Here is a 21,001-nt window from a genome sequence, read left to right on the forward strand (position 1 = left end):
TAATGACTTTTGTCATATTTTAAGTTAAATATTCACGCAAAAATGTTTAGACAAAAAATTAAGAAGGACGAATGTTATCGGAACTTAAAAAAATGGTATTTTCGCATGAAAATGGCTTTATTTTGTGAATAAATGGTAATACTTAAAACACTTAATATTCAACTTAATAAACGGTAAATCAACACTTAATAAAAAGAGTCAGATACAATACACTACAGTATATACTCAAAAAGTCCATATGAATATAATCCTAATTTCAAGCCCTGAAGAGGAGAAAAAAGAGCTAGAGAAAACAACAGAATTGTTTAAATCAGGCTTAACAAAATTACATTTAAGAAAACCGAAATGGAATAAAGAGGAGTATCGTAGATTTATCGAAAAAATTTCACCAAACTACCATCCACACATCATATTACATCAGTTTCATGAGCTGTTAGATGAGTTTGACTTAGGAGGGATTCATTACTCAGAAAAGACAAGACCCGAACGTCAAGAATTAGACTTGCATTGTTCTACATCTTTCCATCAGCTAGAACAATTAGAGCAAGATTGGGGAAGCTATAACTATGTATTTCTCAGTCCTATTTTTGACAGCATTTCGAAAGTAGGTTACAAATCTTATTTCAAACCAAAAGAATTAAAGTCAAAAATACAGACATCAAGATACCCTGTTGTAGCTCTTGGGGGAATAACACCCTACCAAATCCAAACCTGTAAAGATTTAGGATTTGATGGGGTTGCTGTATTGGGTTATGTATGGGCATCAGAAAACCCTTTAAGAGCGTATCAGGAATTAATAAAATCTTGCCAATAATCCATTCCACCAGAGAGGCTATGTAACTGTTCTGAAGCAATACTTTTTTGCTTCAGAAAACGTAGTGCTTGCATGCTTCTCCCTCCTTTCTGACAATAAATAACCGTAGGTTTTGAGAAGTCTACCTCACTGAATCTATGAGGTATAAAGGACAATGGAATATGCTGACCACCAATATTAAACTCTTCTCTTTCCCAAGCTTCTCGCACATCCAACAATTGAAAGTCTTTCTGACTACTTTGCCATTCTTTTAAAGTTTCTGCAGTTATTTCTTCAGCAGTAACTTCTTGCTCTAATCCACAAAATGCCACATAATTTTCTTCTAACTCTTCTCTCTCCAAATTCTGAGGATTCAAAGCAAATTCAAAATTAGAGCTTTGCATCGTTAGGGCATCGAAAACAAAGAACTTCCCAGACAACACATCACCAATACCTGTAATCATCTTAATCACCTCATTGGCTTGTAAACTACCGATAATACCAGGTAAAACACCTATCACTCCAATCTCTGAACAGTTTGGCATCTCGCCTGCACCAGGAGCTTCTGGGAACAAGCAGCGATAAGTTGGGCCTCCTTTATAGTTCAGTACTGTTACTTGACCATCAAACTTGAATATTGCACCAAAAACAAGAGGCTTTTTAAGAATAACACAAGCATCGTTAATCATATAACGAGTCGGAAAATTATCAGTACAATCTACTACAACATCATACTGTTCAAATATCTCAAAGACATTATCTTTAGAAAGATGTGACGTATATATTTTATAGTCCAACAACGGATTCATAGCTTTAAGCTTTTCCATAGCCTTCTCTGCCTTTGAGAACCCGATATCTTGAGTAGTATATAAAATCTGACGCTGGAGATTACTTAAACCTACTTGATCTCCGTCTACAATTCCGATAGTACCAACCCCTGCCGCACTCAAATATTGAAGAACAGGACATCCTAAACCTCCTGCACCAATTACTAAAACCTTTGCAGATTTCAACTTCAACTGTCCTTCTTCTCCAATTTCTGAAAGCAATATATGTCTGCTATATCTATTTTTTTCTTCCTGACTAAGTAGCATTTGTATATTTTTATTGAGCTAAAAAACCTAGCTTTTCCATTTCGAAATACTCGCAATAATAAACTCTTTTGAAAGACAAAAGTTAATGTTTTTCTTCTAAGGATTTAGAATAAAAATAATAAGAAAGAGCAAATGAATTCCTAAACTTTCAGACAACATAATTGCACTATAGCTATAATTAGAGAGCTGATTACCTCACAAAAAGTAGCCTTTTTTTTATACTCTCTAAAATAAAAGATGGTTATCTATTAAGTTTATTGTACCTAAAACACCTATTAATTTCACTCTGATTATTTAAATCAATAGATAGGTTTCTTTAAAAAAATGAAGCATAAAAAAGAGGATAATGATATTTCATCACTAGCCTCTTATAAAAATTTTCTTACTGATGTTCTCTTAAATCAGCAATTAATGTGTTGTATGTATTGTTTATTGGTTATTCAAATTTTAAAATACAGTGACTAATCCAAATTATTAGTCACTGTATATTCCCCTAAAAAAGATCAAAAAATAAAGACTAAAAATAATTCGCTCAAAGCTCAAAAAATCCGTAAACAATCAAAAAATAAAACTAAGCCTAAAAAATACACTTTCTGAAATGTCTCGCACCCAAGTAGTGTTTGTTTTACAATTGTAAAATTAGCTTTATTTAAGAATTAAGCAAACTATTTTTAGAATAATATTGTTAATAAGCGAAAAATAGGATTATTCTAATTTTTAATATTAAATAAATTAGCCAATAGAGTATCCCATTTCCCAATCTTTCCATACTGCCTCATATCCATTTTCTTTGATCATATCGGCAATCGACTGTGCATTTCTTTCGTCAGAGATTTCAAATTGCTCTAAAGATTCTTCATAAACTGCATAGCCCCCAGGATTAGTTTTGGAAGCCGCACTTACTGAAGTAATTCCCAATTTGATTACATTATTTCTGAATGTTTCTGTCTCTCTTGTTGACAACGAAAGCTCGACCTCTTCATCCAATAAACGATACGCACAAATCAATTGTACCAACTCTCGATCTGTCATTTCCACTTTAGGCTCCAATCCGCCAGAGAATGGACGCAAACGAGGGAATGAAATTGAATATTTGGTTTGCCAATACGTTCTTTCCAAATAGCGAAGATGAGCCGCTACATGGAAACAATCAGTTCGCCAATCTTCCAGCCCAATCAACACACCAATACCTATTTTATGAATACCTGCATTTCCCAAACGATCTGGCGTTTGAATTCGGTAATCAAAGTTCGACTTTTTCCCTTTCGGGTGATGCTTTTTATAATCTTCCTTATGATACGTTTCTTGGTAAACCAATACCGTATCTAAGCCTTCTGCTATTAGTTCTTCATAATCCGCCTGATCCATTGGCTGTACCTCCATAGAAATATGAGAGAAGTGCGGACGAATTAGCTTGATGGCATTTTTGATGTAATCTACTCCTACGGTCTTATTCGCTTCTCCTGTTACCAACAAGACATGATCAAAACCCATTTTCTTGATGGCTTCCACTTCTTTCAAAATCTGTTCGTCAGTAAGTGTAACCCTGCGGATTTTATTATCTAGACTAAAACCACAATAGGTACAAATATTCTGACATTCGTTGGACAGGTAAAGTGGAATATACATTTGAATGGTCTTCCCAAATCGTTTTTGAGTAAGCTGATGACTCAACTGAGCCATTTGTTCCAAATATGGAGCGGCAGCAGGAGAGATTAAGGCTTTAAAATCTTCTAAGTCTCTTTTCTGTTTTGCCAATGCTCGCTCAACATCTACCGCTGTTTTTGCATAAATGCTTTGCTTGATGTCATCCCAATTATATTGCTCGAAGGTGTCAGAAAAAGTATGCATAATTTAATCTATTAAAACATATCCATAGGTGCTGATACAAATTTGTTTCGTACTCCATTTACACCTACTCAACCACAGATGAGACTTCTTATTTTGTTCGATCTGTATTGTTCATTTCTTTTCTTGATAAAAGAAACGAACCAAAGAAAATCAAGCCACATAAAAAACGGTCATCCCACAACTCTTTACTACTCCGCTTTTGTGGCTAGCCTCCCGTTTACTAACTAATTGGTGGCTTTTTGTATCTTTTCAATTGAAACCGTATTCTTTTATTCAAAAAAAATACTAGATCAATAGCTAAACTATATTTAGTCTAGGAAAGAAGTCAATGGACTACTTGCAATCGCATTTTGTGATCTTGCAGCCAATCTTGCTTCATAGGCCATTCGCCCTGCCTGCACAGCCAACTTGAATGCTTCAGCCATTTTCACTGGGTTGTCAGAAACTGCAATTGCCGTATTTACAAGTACTGCATCAGCTCCCATTTCCATTGCTTCTGCGGCATGTGATGGTGCTCCAATTCCTGCATCTACAATAACAGGTACAGAACTCTGCTCAATGATAATTTCCAAGAAATCCCTTGTTGCTAATCCTTTATTACTTCCAATTGGTGCACCCAAAGGCATTACAGCTGCCGTTCCCACATCTTCCAATCTTTTACACAAAACAGGATCTGCATGGATGTAAGGGAAAACTTTGAAACCTAGTTTTGCCAATTCTTCCGTTGCTTTCAGCGTCTCAATCGGGTCTGGCATTAAATATTTTGGGTCTGGATGAATCTCCAATTTCAATAGGTCTGTTTCTAGCGCTTCACGTGCTAGTTGTGCTGCAAATACAGCTTCTTTGGCATCTCTCACTCCCGAAGTATTTGGAAGCAGTTTGATACGCGGGTGTTTCAGATGCTTTAAGATGTCATCATCTTGACTGTGAGCATCAACTCTTTTTAAAGCCACAGTGACTAACTCACTTTCAGAAGCGACTAATGCCTCTTCCATAAGTTCACTACTGCTAAATTTTCCAGTTCCTGTAAATAAACGAGAACCAAATTGTACACCTCCTACTTCAAGCATACTGATTATTTTTTAATGATTAAGATCTTTTATTGTTGAGATCAATAAACTATAGCTTTGCTGTAGTCTTCTTGATTACATATTCCTTTTATCCTATTCTTTTGTCTTGACACAAAAGAATCAAAAAGTCAAGGCTAAGATGCTTCACCTAATTAAGCTTTGCTAGAATTTGCTGTGTAGCTAAAACAGGATTTTCAGCTTTACTAATCAAAGAAGAAAGAGCTACTCCATGTAAACCTGTACCTAATAATGAAGGAATGTCTTCGAGTTCTATTCCTCCGATTCCAACTATAGGTATTTGGATGCCTTCAGCTTTTGCTTTCTCCAATAATTCTTGATAGCCTTCCAATCCTAGAATAGGACTTAAGTTTTTCTTTGTAGTTGTAAAACGGAAAGGTCCTAAACCAATATAATCTACCTTTGCAGCAGCCAAACGTTGGACATCTTCATAATCATTGGCTGTTCCTCCAATTACTACACCTTCTCCAACTAATGCTCTTGCTTCTACAGGAGACATATCCGTTTTACCCAAATGTAGACTATCTGCTCCAATTTCTTTTGCAATCTGAGCATTGTCATTCACACACAACTTAGCGCCATATTGGTGACACACTTCCAAACATTCTTTTGCGATGCTCTTCCATGTATCGTAGTCTGTATCTTTCACTCTGACTTGTACCCATTCTGCTCCACCTTCACAAGCAAGTTTTGTCTGCTCGGCATGGCTAAGGTTGGGTAAAGCTTGTGTGATGAAATGTAGTTTAGCTATTTCCATAGATTGAAATATGCGGAAACTAGACAGACGTAGAGACAAGGCATGCCTTGTCTCTACATATATCATGTTCTACAATACTTTATTATGAATAAATCTCTCCGCCTTGGTTCAAGAATTCTTTCGATTTCTCTTCCATTCCATCAGTCAACGCATCTTCGCCTTCTTTACCGATTTTCTCAGCATAGTCACGAACGTCTTGCGTGATTTTCATTGAACAGAAGTGAGGTCCACACATCGAACAGAAGTGAGCTACTTTTGCTCCTTCAGCAGGAAGTGTTTCATCATGGAATTCACGAGCTCTGTCTGGGTCAAGAGACAAGTTGAATTGATCTACCCAACGGAATTCGAAACGAGCTTTTGAAAGGGCATTGTCACGGATTTGAGAACCCGGATGTCCTTTTGCCAAATCTGCTGCGTGAGCGGCAAGTTTATAAGTGATTACACCTTCTTTTACGTCATCACGGTTTGGAAGACCAAGGTGCTCTTTTGGTGTTACGTAGCAAAGCATTGCAGTACCGTACCATCCGATCTGAGCAGCACCAATTGCAGACGTGATATGGTCATAACCCGGAGCAATATCAGTAGTCAATGGACCTAATGTGTAAAATGGAGCTTCGAAACAGTCTCTCAATTCTTTGTCCATGTTTTCTTTGATCATGTGCATTGGTACGTGACCAGGACCTTCAATCATTACTTGTACGTCATGCTCCCAAGCAATTTTTGTCAACTCACCTAGTGTTTCCAATTCGGCGAATTGTGCTTCGTCATTTGCATCTGCAATAGACCCCGGACGAAGACCATCACCTAATGAGAACCCTACGTCATAAGCCTTCATGATCTCACAAATATCTTCGAAGTGCGTGTACAAGAAGTTTTCTTTATGGTGAGCCAAACACCATTTCGCCATGATAGAACCACCACGAGATACGATACCTGTTACACGTTTAGCCGTCATAGGAACGTAACGCAACAATACACCTGCGTGAATTGTGAAGTAGTCAACTCCTTGCTCAGCTTGCTCGATCAAAGTATCACGGAAGATTTCCCAAGTAAGGTCTTCAGCTTTACCGTTTACTTTCTCTAGTGCTTGGTAGATTGGCACTGTACCGATCGGCACTGGAGAGTTACGGATGATCCACTCTCTTGTCTCATGGATGTTCTTACCTGTTGACAAGTCCATGATAGTATCTGCACCCCAACGACAAGCCCAAACTGCTTTTTCTACTTCTTCTTCGATAGATGAAGTTGTAGCTGAGTTACCGATGTTAGCATTGATTTTCACCAAGAAGTTACGACCAATAATCATTGGTTCAGACTCTGGGTGGTTGATATTATTAGGAATTACAGCTCTACCTGCTGCAACTTCTTCTCTTACGAATTCTGCTGTAATTGGACCTCTGTGTTGGTAAGCTCCGAAGTTATTTCCTCCGTGCTGAGCAGCCAATTGTCCTTTTACTTCTTCTAGTTTTTGGTTCTCACGAATAGCGATGTACTCCATCTCTGGTGTGATGATCCCTTTTCTAGCATAGTGCATTTGCGTTACGTTCTTGCCCGCTTTTGCTTTTCTTGGCTGAGCCAAGTGCTCGAAACGCAACTCGTCAAGCTTCTCATCATTCAAACGCTCCTTACCGTAATCAGAAGAAATTTCTTCCAAAAGTTCAGTGTCTTCTCTTCCGATAATCCAGTCTTCACGAAGCTTCTTCAATCCTTTACGAACATCGATCTCAATGTTAGGATCAGTGAAAGGTCCTGAAGTATCGTAAACAGTGATTGGAGGATTTTGATCTCTCTTCTCTTTGTTAGGACCAAATTTGATAACAGTGTCCTCTTGAGAGATTTCACGCATCGCTACTTCGATGTCATGAATTTCACCTTTTACATAAACTTTCTTAGATGCTGGAAACGGATCACGAGTGATCGTCTGTTGTGAAGGGATTCTATCTTTTCTCACGTTTGTGGATGTTTGAAGTTAAGGCTAAGATCAACCTTATACTTATAAGGCGTTCGTAGCTAAAAATATGGTTACTGACCAAGAATGTGTCTTTCTCGATCTATAAAATATCAAGTGATTTATGGAATTAACCGCCTTGTGTAGCTCTGATTATGGTCAACTGATCATTTTCATTGATCTGTAATTCAGACCAATTGTTTTTAGGAACAATCTGTTGATTGACAGCTACTGCGGTTCCTTGTGTTGGAATGCCTTGAGCAGAAACTAAATCTGCTAGTGTACTTGGCTGTTCGACTTCTTTTTTCTCTTTGTTGATAAATACAATCATACCGTACAAGTTGAATACGATTCAAGATGAATTTTGAAGTGAAAACCTTGTGGGTGAGAAAAGACTTTTGGATTGACTGAGTAAAATGGTTTTAGCTAATGTTCCTTATTCGAGGTTGAATAAGATTAGTTTTTTAGCAAGTGTTTCGCTCAGCTTTTCCCTACGTCAGTGCAAACTGTATCAGGTTCAAAGGGTCTTTCTCAGTTCTCTTTTTAAGAGAACACCCCTAAAGCTTTCGTTACGAAGGTAAGTTATAAAATAGTATTTCTCCAAATCTTTTTTTATCGAATTTTAATTCGTAAAAAATGAATACTTATTCAATATCAAACATTTGGAGCTAATCTAATCAACGTACACGATTTATCGCTTTCTCATTTCGAGCCATTCTTTTCTCAATAAAGCATAGTTGAATAAATCATCGTATTTCCCATTATTGAAGATTACCTCACGAGAAATTCCTTCTTTTGTAAAGCCTGCATTAATCGCTACTTTTTCAGACGGACGATTTTCTACACTCATCTTAATTTCAATTCGATTTAGAGTTGAATTGAGAAAAAGATAATCACTCAACATTTTCACTGCTTCTGTCATGTAGCCTTTTCCTCTCTGTTCTTTATCCCAAAGACTGTAACCAAACTCTCGGATAGGAGCATAAGGACCTACGGTAAAGTAGCTGATTCCTCCAAGTGGCTTGTCAAACTTATCCACAATCAAAAAGACAGACCAATCTTCTGTTGCAAAACCCGTTTCCATAAAACCTTTTCTGATTTGTGCTGGATTTTTCAACATCCCATTCAAATGGTTACCTCGAATATCAAGGTCATTTGTATTCTGAATAAAAAGCTCAATCTCATCGGGTCTGATATGCCTGAGATTGATATTTTCTCCTCTAATCATACTTGTTAGATTTTTAATTAAAAAAATAGTTTAGCGAGAGTTTACGTCGATCTTCAAAAAGAGTTGTTTATTTCTGAAAATCAAATCAAAAAGTTAAAAGAGCGGACAATATTTAAAAAAGAAATAACAATTTCGGCTAATTCTCGTTTTCTCCTACAATATTCAATTTTCAGTGGAGATTTCCTTCTCCTATCAAACTAGACAAACTTCAATTTATGCTTAAACAACTCTCCTTTACTTTTTTCATTCTTATATACGTTAGTAGTTGTAAATCATCTTCAAATACAACAACATCAAAAACAGCGACGCTAGATCATATATTTGAACTAGCGAAAAAAGATGATCGTCAATTATTAAGTTTTTTCACTGAAATGCCTAAAGGAGGTGATCTTCACCATCATGCAAGTGGAACTCCATACGCAGAACAGTTTATAGAAAATGCCCTTGCTGATAGTGCCTTTATCAATCCGAAAACCTACAAATTATCCAAAAGTAAATTAGCTGATAAAGATGCGATTCCAATCCATGAATTCTTAAAAAGTCATCCGTCTCAGAAGGATTCTATTATTGATCAGTGGTCAGTCAGAAATCATAAATCTAATGGAAGAAGTGGACATGATTGGTTCTTTGAAAGTTTTCCAAAATTTGATGCAGCTTTTGTCGGTCACGAATCAGAACTACTGAGTCAGATTTGTGAAAAAGCCGCCAACGATAATATTCAGTATATTGAAACCATCATCAATGTTCCAAATGTGCAAGACAGTGTAAAGCTTTTGGCTGATCAGAACTCTTGGGAAAAAGACAATAGACCTACAGAAGAAAAACTAGAAGCTTGGCTTACTTATTTTGAAGAAAAAGGCATCGATAAATGGGCTAAAGCTAATGCAGATTCTTTAGATGCTTTCCTTTCGAGAACAAATACACACGGAATTAAACTCAAATTTCAGACTTTCGGACTTCGTATTTTTGAAGATCAATCACTCATTTTTGGGCATACAATTTTGTCTTTTAAAACTGCTTTGCTCACCGATAATTTGGTTGGAGTAAACTTTGTAGCTCCCGAAGACAATGCCTTAGCCTTAAAAAACTATAAGCTTCACATGCAGATGTTCGGATTCTTAAAAAAGAAATATCCTTTTGTAAATGTTGCTCTTCATGCAGGAGAATTAGTACTAGGCAAAGGAGAAGCACAACCCAATGACCTTACTTTTCATATTGATGAAGCTCTGACAATTGCAAAAGCAAAACGCATTGGACATGGAGTTGATATTTCGAGCGAAGATAGAAAAGATGAAATTCTGAAATTCATGAAAGAAAATGGCTTAGCAGTCGAGATCAACTTGGAAAGCAATGAAGTAATTTTAGAAACAGATAAAAGTGCTCATCCTATCAAAACTTACTGGGAAAGTGGCGTACCTATCTGTATTTCTACCGATGATGAAGGCGTACTACGTACAAACCTAATCAATCAATATATTTTATTGACCAAATACCTTCCCGAAATCACTTATTCTGAAGTGAAAGAATTGGTCTATAATGGTATCAAATATTCGTTCTTATCAGAAAAGGAAAAGAATGAAACGCTGAAAGCTTTAGATCAGAAATTCAAACTTTTCGAAAGTAGTTTCTTAAACTCATAATGAATAAATAAGCCCTTACTTCCAACTAGGAAATAAGGGCTTTATATTTAAATAAATGAATTGGTTCTTAGATTGACTCACCAATAAGTGTAGCTGCTGTACAGTCATGAATTTTCACTTCTGCGTACTCTCCCAATTTGAAATCTTTCTTAGGGAATACGACTACTTTATTTGAAGAAGTACGTCCTTGAAGGTGCTCTTTCGAACGTTTCGAGTATCCTTCGATCAAGACTTTGTAAGTATTACCTACACACATCTTATATCTTTCTAAAGAATGCACTCCTTGTTTCTCGATGATTTCAGCCAAACGACGTTTCTTTACATCCAATGGAATATCATCTTCAAACTTCTTCTCAGCCAAAGTACCCGGACGCTCTGAGTAATAGAACATGTAGCTCAAATCGTATTTCACGATATCCATCAAGCTCAATGTATCTTGGTGTTCTTCTTCTGTTTCAGTACAGAAACCTGTAATCATATCTGAAGAAATACCACACTCTTCGCCCAAAATACGACGGATAGCCTCAACTCTATTCAAGTACCACTCACGATCGTAAGTACGGTTCATGATATCAAGTACACGGCTATTTCCTGATTGCACAGGCAAGTGAATATAGTTACAGATGTTCTCGTACTTCGCCATGGTATGAAGCACTTCGTCTGTGATATCTTTAGGATGAGAAGTCGAGAAACGAACGCGAAGCTCTGGAGAAACTTTTGCCACCATCTCAAGAAGGTTGGCAAAGTTTGTAATTTCCATGTCTTCTGCTTTCTCTTTCTTTTCCAAACGAGCCTTATTGTTCTCGTCATCTGACCACTTGTAAGAATCTACGTTCTGACCAAGTAGTGTTACTTCTCTATATCCTTGATCGAATAATTCTTGTGCTTCAGCTACTACCGATTTAGGATCACGGCTACGCTCTCTACCTCTAGTGAAAGGCACTACACAGAATGAACACATGTTGTCACAACCTCTCATAATTGAGATAAAAGCTGTAATTCCATTCGAGTTCAAACGCACTGGAGAAATATCTGCATAAGTTTCCTCACGAGAAAGGAATACGTTTACTCCTTTTCCTCCCTCATCTACTTCCGCTACCAATTTAGGAAGGTCACGGTAAGCATCTGGCCCTGCTACGATATCAACAATTTTTTCTTCTTCAAGAAGTTTTGTCTTCAAACGCTCAGCCATACAACCTAGTACTCCAATAAGAAGTCCTGGCTTATTTTTCTTCACATTGTTATAATGTTGAAGACGCTTACGAACGGTTTGCTCAGCTTTATCACGGATTGAACAAGTGTTCAAGAAAATAAGATCAGCTTCTTCTACATTAGAAGTTGTTCCAAAATTATTTTCTTCCATAACCGATGCCACAATCTCAGAATCTGAGAAGTTCATTTGACATCCGTAGCTTTCAATGTATAACTTTCGCTGCCCATCCTTGGCATTATCCTGAGAGATACGTGCCTCACAGCTGATATCCTTTTCCTCTTTCTTAGGAAGAATATCAAGATCTTTAATCAAGTCGCTCATTACAAGATGAAGTATAAGACAGAAGGTAGATTTTCAGTCTCCCTCATGCTTCTAGTAAAATCAATTTATATGTGTAACACTTTTTAGAGGCCTCTTAGCCTCCAAAAAGACTCGCAAAAATACAAAATAGGCTTAAGACAACCAATTGATTACCACTCTTTCACTTTTACTAGGCTTGATAAGTGTCAGACTTTCAAGCTAAACTGTCTGAATAAAATAGGAGAATCTCTATTTTGAATTATAACTTACTTGTCTAAAAGTAAAGGCTTTTTTAAATTTCGAAAAAACTCAATACTATTTAACTGCAATCCCATTAGAAAGCTTTTTAGATAAAGCCTCTTTATACTAGTACTGAGCTAAAACTGATATACTTTCACAAATGAGCCTTTGTTTAGGCATGATAAAATAAGCGAATACAATGCTAACTCAAGCAGCATCATTTACTACAGATTATAGTTTTGTACGAGGAAAATACGAGTGTATTAGCCTAATCCCCGATAAAGTAACTCAACCTCACCCATTGTTATTTCTTCATGGCGCTTGGCATGGCGCATGGTGTTGGGAGAAACACTTCTTACCATTCTTTGCTCAAGAAGGTTGGGAATGTCATGCGATCAGTTTTCAAGGACATGGCAATAGCCTAGAACGAAAACACATTCTAGGGACTTCGATCAGTGATTATGTCACAGACTTGAAAGAAATCATCACGAATATGAAAATAAACCCTATTCTTATCGGGCACTCATTAGGTGGCTGGGTCATTCAAAAGTACTTACAAAAAACACCGAACATCCCTGCCATGATTTTGATGAATAGTATTCCTATTCAAGGTACTTGGAATACTACAAAGACCATTTTCAAAGAAAATATTGGCGCTTGGAAAAGTGTTTTGAGAAGAAATTCAAAACTTTTGATGAATACCCCTGACAAGGTGAAAAGTCTATTTTATACAGGAATGGATGAAGATGAAGCTACGCTTCAACAAAACCTCAAACGCCTAGACAAAGAATCTTTACGAGTAGTTATGGATACGGCTATTCCTATTCGAAAAATCGATCATAAAATACCCGCTTTGATCATGGCTTCAGAAAATGACTATTTTTTCAGTCCTAGTCAACAAAAAGAGACTGCCGACTTCTATGATGCGGACTTCTTTGTGGTTGTTAATTCTGGGCATAACATCATGTTATCCTCTGAATGGGAACAAGCTACAACTGCTATTAAACACTGGCTTGATAAATACAAAGCTAAAAGAATGCATCTTCAAAATGCTGAACATCGATCTTAGTATTTCTCTCTAGGATAGCGACAATATCAAAACGAAGAAATGCTTCTTTCTCAAAGTTTTCTAGGTAAAATTCAGCAGCTTGTTTTAGCATTTTTTCTTTGTGGGAACTTACCGCTGCTTCTGGAAATCCAAAACGATCTGAGCTTCTGTATTTCACCTCTATAAATACTAAAAAAGGAGACTTGAACGCTATAATATCGACTTCACTACGTTTGTAACGATAGTTTTGGGCTAATATCTCATAGCCTTTTTCAGTCAGATATTCTCGAGCGATCAACTCTCCTTTTTTTCCTTTCTGAAGATGGTTATTTCCCAATCTTAAATATGCTGTTTTAAAATTCCTTCTAACTCTGTAGCCGATTTAACTCCTGTACCTCTCCATTGCATCACCCCTCCTTTGAAAAGAATCATTGTCGGAATACTACGCACTTGATATTTCTGCGATACCGCTTGATTCTTGTCTACATTGACCTTTATAATTTTGATGGCATCTCCCATATTTCCTGCAACCTCTTTTAATACTGGTGCGAGTGCATGACAAGGCTGACACCAATCTGCATAGAAATCTACTAAAACTGGAGTATTCGGATCACTAATTAACTTCTGGAACTTACTCATTACTTCTTCTTAACTTTTGTATTACACTGAATGTACTACAAAACTACCAAATGTCCCGAATTGTTATTGCCACTTTTGTAACACAACTTAAGGAGCTTCATTTTTCAAAACATGAACCTTTTCTGTACTTGCTTTTTGCACAGTAGGCCCTGAAGATATTTGTTTAGCATTGCTTAGTTTTAAGAAAAAGAAAAGTGCTAGTACAAGAAATAAGATCAAAACGCGCATCATAGATATTTAGGTTAAAGGTCTTTAGTATTTCTACAATTGAGAAAGCTACTTCGACAAAAAATCTTAGCCTTTTCCTAAAACATATTTGAGAGATGCAGAAAATTGAAGGGTATTGTTCTTTAAAGATTCTTCTTTGAACACATCTTCAGGCCATTCTTTAGCATTCATATCAACAAGTCCTAAATTGAGTCGAGCGTTAAATCCTAAAATAATATTTTCCACAATGTAAAGATCAACCCCAGTACCAAATGAAAATCCCATATCAAAATCATTAAAAAGATTTTCGTTTTCCAATACTGAACCAAAATCATAGGATACATCTTGGACACTAGAACCTTGAAGCCAGGACACATAACTTCCACCTTCAATATAGAATTTCCCCTTATCACCTTTTGATCTGAATTTGATTAGAATAGGTACTGTTTTATAAAAAAGATCGTGAGTTGCTGGAATAAGATACGGGTTTAGGTTATCAACCTCAGACTGAAATACAACACCATCATCTATGGCATATGACCTGTTTTCAAATATAAAGCCTGTAGAAAACCCGACATGTTCAGATAGGTACATTTCAGCTACTAAAGATGTACCCATTCCTTTCTTACCATTTACAGATGTCGAATTTATGTTCTGCCCTTGTTGACTTGTTCTCAGAGTATTAAAACCTTGAGAAATACCAATTTGAAATTCTTGGGCAAAAGCAAACAGTGTAAAAAAACTGAAAAAAATTGAGAGGATGATTTTTTTTGAGTTCATAGTTATCGTCTTAGAAAAAGGTTTACCATTTACCTAATAACACAATTACCTTTTCTAAGTAGTCAATACTTTAACAGCGGTTAACTCACTTGTTAAAACCCTCAATTATTGATGGAGATTATACTTTTCTAATACACGTTTCCATGCTGATTTTGAGGTTTTATCAGCAAGTTCAGGGTTTATTTTATCTAGCAGTTTACTTTGTTTTGGCATCAGAAGACTGAAGTAATGACGATTAAATGTAACTGGCATTATCTTCAATTTATTGGAAAGCTGTTCTACATTCGTGAGATATTTCATCACTGGTTTTTCATAGACAAATACATCTATTTCTTTTTTAGATAAGGCAATCATACCATCCTTAGGTGTTTCATAAACCTTATAGGTCGAAATATTATAATTATCTAAGAAATCGTGGCTGCTTGAAAAGTTGACTGTCCCAATTTTTTTAACCTTTTTCAAGTCTTCAAGATTCTCAATCTGATATTCCAATTGATTTACTGTAAGACGAGACGTAATCGTCGCTGTAAAACTGGAAATCAAACTAATAGCTGCAAACATCCACAACATAGAAATAAACCTTCCTAGCGGAGTTTTCGGAGTTTTATCACCATAACCGACAGTTGTAATAGTCACTGTTGACCACCAAATCCCATCCATAATTCCAACTATTCCATCTCTAAATTCATGTTGGTTAATCTTACGTTCTGCCAACCAAACCAAGACTCCAAAACCAAATACGATCATCATCAAGAGCATGACGAGCTTGATAAATCCGTATGAGAAAATATTGGAAACAAATATCTGTATTTGAGAATCTTCGGCATTTCGAACAGCAACACCAATACTAGAAGTAAAAAATGGATGCGTAACTCCTAATTGTCGGATACGTGTTCCACTCACAGGCATTGGGTTTATCGACAAGTCTATTTTTTTTCTGCTCAAACCTAAAAGCATTGCAGAAGTATGTTCATATTCCTCAAACTCATAAAGCAGATGTAACTCTTCGGCAAGCATGTACCAAAGATCAATACTCAAGCCATAGAACGACCCATCCTCATCTTTCATCACAAAAGGTGGGTCTTCTTGAACTCCTACTTTCAAGATTTTGGGAAACTCTTTTGGCTCTTCATCCATTGCTGAAATGGCATTGGGAAAGGAGAAAAAGAGTAGTAAATAAAAGAATATAGTTAGTCGTAGCGTAGAAAGTTGTTGCATGTATTTCCTTTTCATTAGGTCTGCTTCGCATAAAGCAAATCCTATAAAAATATATGGTTTTTACCCACTTATCCAAGCTTTTGAGATAGAGCTTTCATAAGAAGTCAGATTATCACCTTTTTTCTATGTCTTTACCCTAACAATATGTTAGAACATTATTCAAACATATCGTCACTATTTAAGTTTTTCTAGTAACTTGTCAATAAAACTGAATAAACTTATGATGACTGGAATTACCCACACGCACAAGCTTGTGGTTACATTGTTTTTGTTGATTTACTTAATCAAACTCGTACTTCTTCTCACAAATAAGAAGGATGCCCTCGCAAATTTCACAAAGAGATTCAAAGTCCCTGAAATGATCATCAGCTTCCTTTTCCTTGCTACAGGAGGATATATGCTGTATTCAGGAGTAGCTTACACAAACCTTTTTGCCTTTAAATTAGCAGCTGTTTTTGCATCAATTCCACTTGCTATCATTGGATTCAAAAAGCAGAATAAAGCTTTAGCGGTACTTTCTGTATTGTTGATTTTCGGAGCATACGGAATGGCTGAAGTTCACAAGAAGAAAGTAGCTCGTGGAGAAGTATCTTCAGCTATTGAAGAAGCATCTTCTGAAACTGTTTCTGCAGAATTGGAAGTAGGGTACAGAGTTTATAAACAACGTTGTAATGTTTGTCATGGAAAAGACGGTGCAAAGCAACTAAGTGGTGCTGCAAACCTTCAAGAAAGTGAATTGAATCAAGAAGACATCATCCATATCATCAATAATGGTAAAGGACGTATGGCTTCTTATGGAAACTTACTGACAAAAGATGAAATCAATGAGGTTGCTAAATACGTACAAAGCCTCAGAAAATAATAAACACGAAAATTAATCTTTTTACTTTTTATAAAACACGTTAGAAAATGAGAACAAAATTCTCTACACTGATCGGATTGATCGGTTTGGTATTTTTTGCATTCGGAACACAAGCACAACAATTGCCAGCGCCTAGCCCTGCTGCTTCTGTTTCTCAGACAGTAGGTCTTACAGAAATTACGATTGATTACTCATCTCCTGCCGTAAAAGGACGTACAGTATTTGGTGAATTAGAGCCTTTCGGTAAAGCTTGGAGAGCAGGTGCAAATGCGCCTACTAAAATCACTTTCAGCTCAGATGTAAAGATTGGTGGTAAAGATGTGAAAGCAGGTTCTTACAACATCTTCCTAACTCCTCAAGCTGAAGGACAAGACTGGACTTTCCACTTCAACGGAGCAGGTAAAAGCATCTTCGCTTACAACACTGCTGAAGGACAAGATTACGCTGCTATCGAAGCTGACGATGTGGCTAGTACAAAAGTAAAAGCTGAAGCAGCTCCAATGCGTGAGCGTTTGGTTTACCTTATCGAGAGTGTTTCTGACTCTGAAGGTAAAGTTACTTTGTGGTGGGACAAAACAATGGTTTCTTTCTCAGTAGAGACACCTACAACAGCACTAGCTGAAGCTAATGTTGAAAAAACAATCAAAGAACTTAACGGAACTTGGAGAAAGTATTTTGACATCGCGAACTACTATGCAGCTAGCGATCTTGAAAAAGCACTTTCATTCATTGACAAGTCTATCGAAGCTGACAAAGCTCATGTAGCTCCAGCATTCACTAAAGCGCAATTCTTGGCTAAACAAGAAAACTTTGACGCTGCAATGGCTCAATTGCTAGTAGCGCTTTCTTTGGACACTCAAAAAGGATGGTTCAACTACTTGAAGCCTCAAATGGATGCTTCTAAAGAAGAGTGGATGTCTAAAGTTTCTAAAACTTGGAAAAAGAAAAACAAGAAACTTATCCAATAGATTTGGGCATTAATCCCTAAACATTAGGCGACAGGAAAAGCAATTGCAAAAACCTGTCGCCTTTTTATTTGGATGGCAATAGTTTGATTATTCTACTGTTATAATTTCTAAAATCGTCTCTCTTCTCAAAGACTCTCCTTACATTGATCTTTATATTCAGTCCAAAGAATATCTTATTTTTAAGTATGAAAACGTTTTTTACACTCAGCCTTATCCTCACAAGTATAATGGCTTGGGCACAATATCAGCCATTCCGTTCGCTAAGTACTGCTGAGATTAAGCACAAAATTGACAAACTAGAAGTACTCGGAAGTGTGATGTATATTGCGGCTCACCCCGACGACGAAAACACAAGACTCATCGCTTACCTTGCTCAAGGTAAAAAATACGAAACCACTTACCTTTCACTGACTCGTGGTGATGGTGGACAAAACTTGATCGGAAAAGAAGTTCGTGAAGAACTTGGAATGATCCGTACACAAGAACTTTTAGCGGCTCGTCGTACCGATGGTGGTTCTCAAATGTTCTCAAGAGCCAACGATTTTGGTTACTCAAAACATCCAGATGAGACTTTAAACATCTGGGAAAAAGAAGAAATTTTAGCAGATGTAGTTTGGGCTATCCGTAAATTTCAGCCCGACGTGATCATTACGCGTTTTTCTCCAAATTCTGCAGGAAGAACACACGGACATCATACCACTTCTGCATTATTGGCACAGGAAGCTTTCACTGCTGCTGCCGATCCAAAACAATATCCTGAGCAACTGAAATATGTAGAAGCTTGGGAAACTAAGCGTATTTTCTGGAATACTTCACCTTGGTTTTTCAGAGCTGCCAAGAAAGAATTCAAAGCCGAAGATTACCTTCCAATTCCTGTAGGTGAATTTGATCCTATTCTTGGTAAATCTTATGGTGAAATAGCCTCAACTAGTCGCTCACAACACCGTAGCCAAGGCTTTGGTAGTGCGATGCAACGTGGTACAAACACAGAGTATCTAGAACTACTAGACGGTAAGAGTGCATTTGCAGATATCATGGATAACATCGATATCTCTTGGGAAAGAATTGAAGGTGGAAAAAAAGTTGCTTCTAAAATCAAGAAACTAAAAGACGATTATAACATTTCAGCTCCCGAAAAATCAATACCCGCTTTAGAAGAAATCCTTTCTGACCTTAGAGCATTAGACCAACAGAATGTTTGGGTCAACAGAAAAGAGCTTGAAGTAGAAGAATTACTCTTGCAATGCGCAGGACTTTGGGTAGAAGCAAATAGCCCAGTCTATAGCGTAGCTGCTGGCGATTCTTTGAAAATTGAAGCGAGTTTTACACCTCGTGCGAAAGGTGTGAAAGTAGAAATAGATGAAATTGCCTTTGGCACATTCAAACCTTATACATCTGATACGGTACTCATCGAAAATAGAACACAGACTTTCGAAACGACCGTATTGATTCCCGAATCACACAATACAACTCAGCCATATTGGTTAACGGAAAAAGCGGATTTAGGAATGTACAAAGTAGAAAATCAATTACTACGCGGACTTCCAGAAAACCTTCCAGCGATCACGGTCAGTGCCAAACTGAAAATCAACGATACTGAAATAATCGTAAAGCGTCCTGTCCTTTATAAATGGGTTGATCCTGCCTACGGCGAAAAATACAGACCACTTGCAATCACTCCTCCTGTTGCGCTAACTATGGAGAAAGAAGTTTTCTTCTTCCCAAGTGAAGAGGGCAAAACAGTGAAGATTAAAGTGAAATCTTTACAGAAAGAATTGAAAGCAAATATTGCTTTGTCTGCTCCAAAAGGTTGGACAGTAAAGCCAGCTTATCAAGCAGTAGACATTAAAGGTACTTACAATGAAAAATGGCTGAATTTCACGCTTACTCCTCCATCAGAATCTTCGGAAGGGGAACTAGGTGTAATCGCTGAAATGAATGGTAAAGTGTACGAAACCGATATGAAAACTATCGAATATGAGCACATTCCTGTTTTAGTACATTTCCCACAGTCAAAAGCTAAAGTTGTACACTTAGATGCTCAAATTCCTCAGAAATCAATTGCTTACATCATGGGAGCAGGAGATAAAGTACCTGAAACCTTAAGAGAAATTGGCTACAAAGTAGATGAGCTAGACAACAGCGAATTGAGAGCTGAGGTATTGAGAAAATATGATGTTGTTATGGTCGGTATTCGTGCTTACAATACCAACGAACAATTGAAATTTGCACAATCTGCTCTAATGGAATTTGTGAAAGATGGTGGACACATGATTGTACAGTACAACACTTCTCACCGTCTGAAGACAAAAGAACTTGCTCCTTATGCTCTTCAACTTTCTCGTGATCGTGTAACAGTAGAAGAAGCTCCGGTGACATTCTTGGCTCCAGAACATCCTGTACTTAATTACCCGAACAAGATCACAGCCGTAGATTTTGAAAATTGGGTACAAGAAAGAGGCTTGTATTTCCCGAACAAATGGGATGAAAACTTCACACCGATTTTATCAATGAATGACCCTGGGGAAACGCCTAAAGAAGGAAGTTTATTAGTCACTACATACGGACAAGGTTCATATATCTACTCAGGGATTTCTTGGTTTAGAGAATTGCCTGCAGGAGTATCGGGTGCAATCCGATTATTCATAAATATGATTTCATTTGAAGCATCAGTAGATACAGAAAATAAAAATCTGAAATGAAAGAAATAGAAAAAAAGGAAGGAAGGGATCCACAACTCCCTTCCCTTTTCAAATCTTGGAATCAGCTTTATGCCTTTGTTTTCGGCGAATTGATTTTACTAATCATTCTCTTTTATCAATTTACGGCGTCCTTTAGTGGGTTTTAGATTGAAGATTTTAGCCCCTGTTTTAGAGGTTTATTTTATTAATAGTATTTCATTCTAAATACCCTTTCACTGTGGGGACACTCGTTCTTTTAAGGTATTTCGGTCTTCATTTTTTGTCTTGATACAAAAAACGAAGCAAAAAAAATCAAGCCACATAAAAAACGGTCAGCCCACTAGCCTTCGCGTCTCCGCTTTTGTGGCAATCTCCCCACTTCTAAAAATAACAGATGGCATTAGATTCGAAGTCGTAAAATTTACTGAAATGAGAACGTTAAGAAA

Annotated in this window: 18 protein-coding genes and 1 riboswitch; of the genes, 6 read left to right on the forward strand and 12 right to left on the reverse strand. The window is 37.0% G+C overall.

The features are described from left to right. Positions 1–238: 238 nt before the first annotated feature. A complete protein-coding gene (locus BC781_RS16945; RefSeq protein WP_109619973.1) occupies positions 239–814 on the forward strand; it encodes a thiamine phosphate synthase in 576 nt (191 codons plus the stop codon). Here the strand turns inward: BC781_RS16945 and moeB are convergent. From moeB to BC781_RS16980, 7 genes are all read right to left on the reverse strand, one after another. Continuing rightward, complete coding sequence (moeB, locus tag BC781_RS16950; RefSeq protein WP_109619976.1) at positions 787–1,887, reverse strand: HesA/MoeB/ThiF family protein; 1,101 nt, start codon at positions 1,885–1,887, stop codon at positions 787–789. The genes BC781_RS16945 and moeB overlap by 28 nt on opposite strands. Before the next feature lie 732 nt (positions 1,888–2,619). Beyond that, positions 2,620–3,738, reverse strand: coding sequence for a 2-iminoacetate synthase ThiH (gene thiH, locus BC781_RS16955; protein ID WP_109619978.1), 1,119 nt, complete (start codon positions 3,736–3,738; stop codon positions 2,620–2,622). 308 nt (positions 3,739–4,046) lie between these two features. After that, a complete protein-coding gene (locus BC781_RS16960; protein ID WP_109619980.1) occupies positions 4,047–4,808 on the reverse strand; it encodes a thiazole synthase in 762 nt (253 codons plus the stop codon). Between the two features lie 148 nt (positions 4,809–4,956). Continuing rightward, positions 4,957–5,649, reverse strand: a complete 693-nt coding sequence (locus BC781_RS16965; protein WP_245935628.1) for a thiamine phosphate synthase — start codon at positions 5,647–5,649, stop codon at positions 4,957–4,959. 16 nt (positions 5,650–5,665) lie between these two features. Further along, entirely contained in the window at positions 5,666–7,534 is a 1,869-nt protein-coding gene (gene thiC / locus BC781_RS16970) for a phosphomethylpyrimidine synthase ThiC (RefSeq protein WP_109619984.1), read from the reverse strand. A 127-nt stretch (positions 7,535–7,661) separates the two neighbouring features. Continuing rightward, complete coding sequence (gene thiS, locus BC781_RS16975) at positions 7,662–7,862, reverse strand: sulfur carrier protein ThiS (protein WP_109619986.1); 201 nt, start codon at positions 7,860–7,862, stop codon at positions 7,662–7,664. 140 nt (positions 7,863–8,002) lie between these two features. Further along, positions 8,003–8,100: riboswitch (TPP riboswitch) on the reverse strand. A gap of 122 nt (positions 8,101–8,222) precedes the next feature. Continuing rightward, entirely contained in the window at positions 8,223–8,759 is a 537-nt protein-coding gene (locus BC781_RS16980; protein WP_109619988.1) for a GNAT family N-acetyltransferase, read from the reverse strand. A 215-nt stretch (positions 8,760–8,974) separates the two neighbouring features. Between BC781_RS16980 and BC781_RS16985 the strand changes: the two genes are divergently transcribed. Then, entirely contained in the window at positions 8,975–10,399 is a 1,425-nt protein-coding gene (locus tag BC781_RS16985; protein WP_109619990.1) for an amidohydrolase family protein, read from the forward strand. A 67-nt stretch (positions 10,400–10,466) separates the two neighbouring features. On the opposite strand, the gene miaB is transcribed toward BC781_RS16985, so the two are convergent. Next, entirely contained in the window at positions 10,467–11,933 is a 1,467-nt protein-coding gene (gene miaB, locus BC781_RS16990; protein ID WP_109619992.1) for a tRNA (N6-isopentenyl adenosine(37)-C2)-methylthiotransferase MiaB, read from the reverse strand. A gap of 418 nt (positions 11,934–12,351) precedes the next feature. Between miaB and BC781_RS16995 the strand changes: the two genes are divergently transcribed. Further along, positions 12,352–13,221, forward strand: a complete 870-nt coding sequence (locus BC781_RS16995) for an alpha/beta hydrolase (RefSeq protein WP_109619994.1) — start codon at positions 12,352–12,354, stop codon at positions 13,219–13,221. Here the strand turns inward: BC781_RS16995 and BC781_RS17000 are convergent. The 4 genes from BC781_RS17000 to BC781_RS17015 all read right to left on the reverse strand — a co-directional run bounded on the left by BC781_RS17000 (position 13,181) and on the right by BC781_RS17015 (position 16,059). Then, on the reverse strand, positions 13,181–13,537 hold the full coding sequence (locus BC781_RS17000; RefSeq protein ID WP_158281508.1) for a YraN family protein: 357 nt from the start codon (positions 13,535–13,537) through the stop codon (positions 13,181–13,183). The two genes, BC781_RS16995 and BC781_RS17000, sit on opposite strands and share 41 nt — an antisense overlap. A 2-nt stretch (positions 13,538–13,539) precedes the next feature. Further along, positions 13,540–13,839: a thioredoxin gene (gene trxA, locus BC781_RS17005; protein ID WP_109619998.1), complete on the reverse strand. Its 300-nt coding sequence runs from the start codon at positions 13,837–13,839 to the stop codon at positions 13,540–13,542. 294 nt (positions 13,840–14,133) lie between these two features. Next, a complete protein-coding gene (locus BC781_RS17010) occupies positions 14,134–14,826 on the reverse strand; it encodes a porin family protein (protein WP_109620000.1) in 693 nt (230 codons plus the stop codon). A 105-nt stretch (positions 14,827–14,931) separates the two neighbouring features. Beyond that, on the reverse strand, positions 14,932–16,059 hold the full coding sequence (locus BC781_RS17015) for a transporter substrate-binding domain-containing protein (RefSeq protein ID WP_109620002.1): 1,128 nt from the start codon (positions 16,057–16,059) through the stop codon (positions 14,932–14,934). A 205-nt stretch (positions 16,060–16,264) separates the two neighbouring features. On the opposite strand from BC781_RS17015, the gene BC781_RS17020 reads away from it, so the two are divergent. The 3 genes from BC781_RS17020 to BC781_RS17030 all read left to right on the forward strand — a co-directional run bounded on the left by BC781_RS17020 (position 16,265) and on the right by BC781_RS17030 (position 20,576). Continuing rightward, a complete protein-coding gene (locus BC781_RS17020) occupies positions 16,265–16,906 on the forward strand; it encodes a c-type cytochrome (protein ID WP_109620004.1) in 642 nt (213 codons plus the stop codon). Between the two features lie 47 nt (positions 16,907–16,953). After that, positions 16,954–17,874: a DUF2911 domain-containing protein gene (locus BC781_RS17025; RefSeq protein ID WP_109620006.1), complete on the forward strand. Its 921-nt coding sequence runs from the start codon at positions 16,954–16,956 to the stop codon at positions 17,872–17,874. 185 nt (positions 17,875–18,059) lie between these two features. After that, a complete protein-coding gene (locus tag BC781_RS17030; RefSeq protein ID WP_109620009.1) occupies positions 18,060–20,576 on the forward strand; it encodes a PIG-L family deacetylase in 2,517 nt (838 codons plus the stop codon). Positions 20,577–21,001: the final 425 nt, after the last annotated feature.

Source organism: Sediminitomix flava (assembly GCF_003149185.1).
Lineage (GTDB): Bacteria > Bacteroidota > Bacteroidia > Cytophagales > Flammeovirgaceae > Sediminitomix > Sediminitomix flava.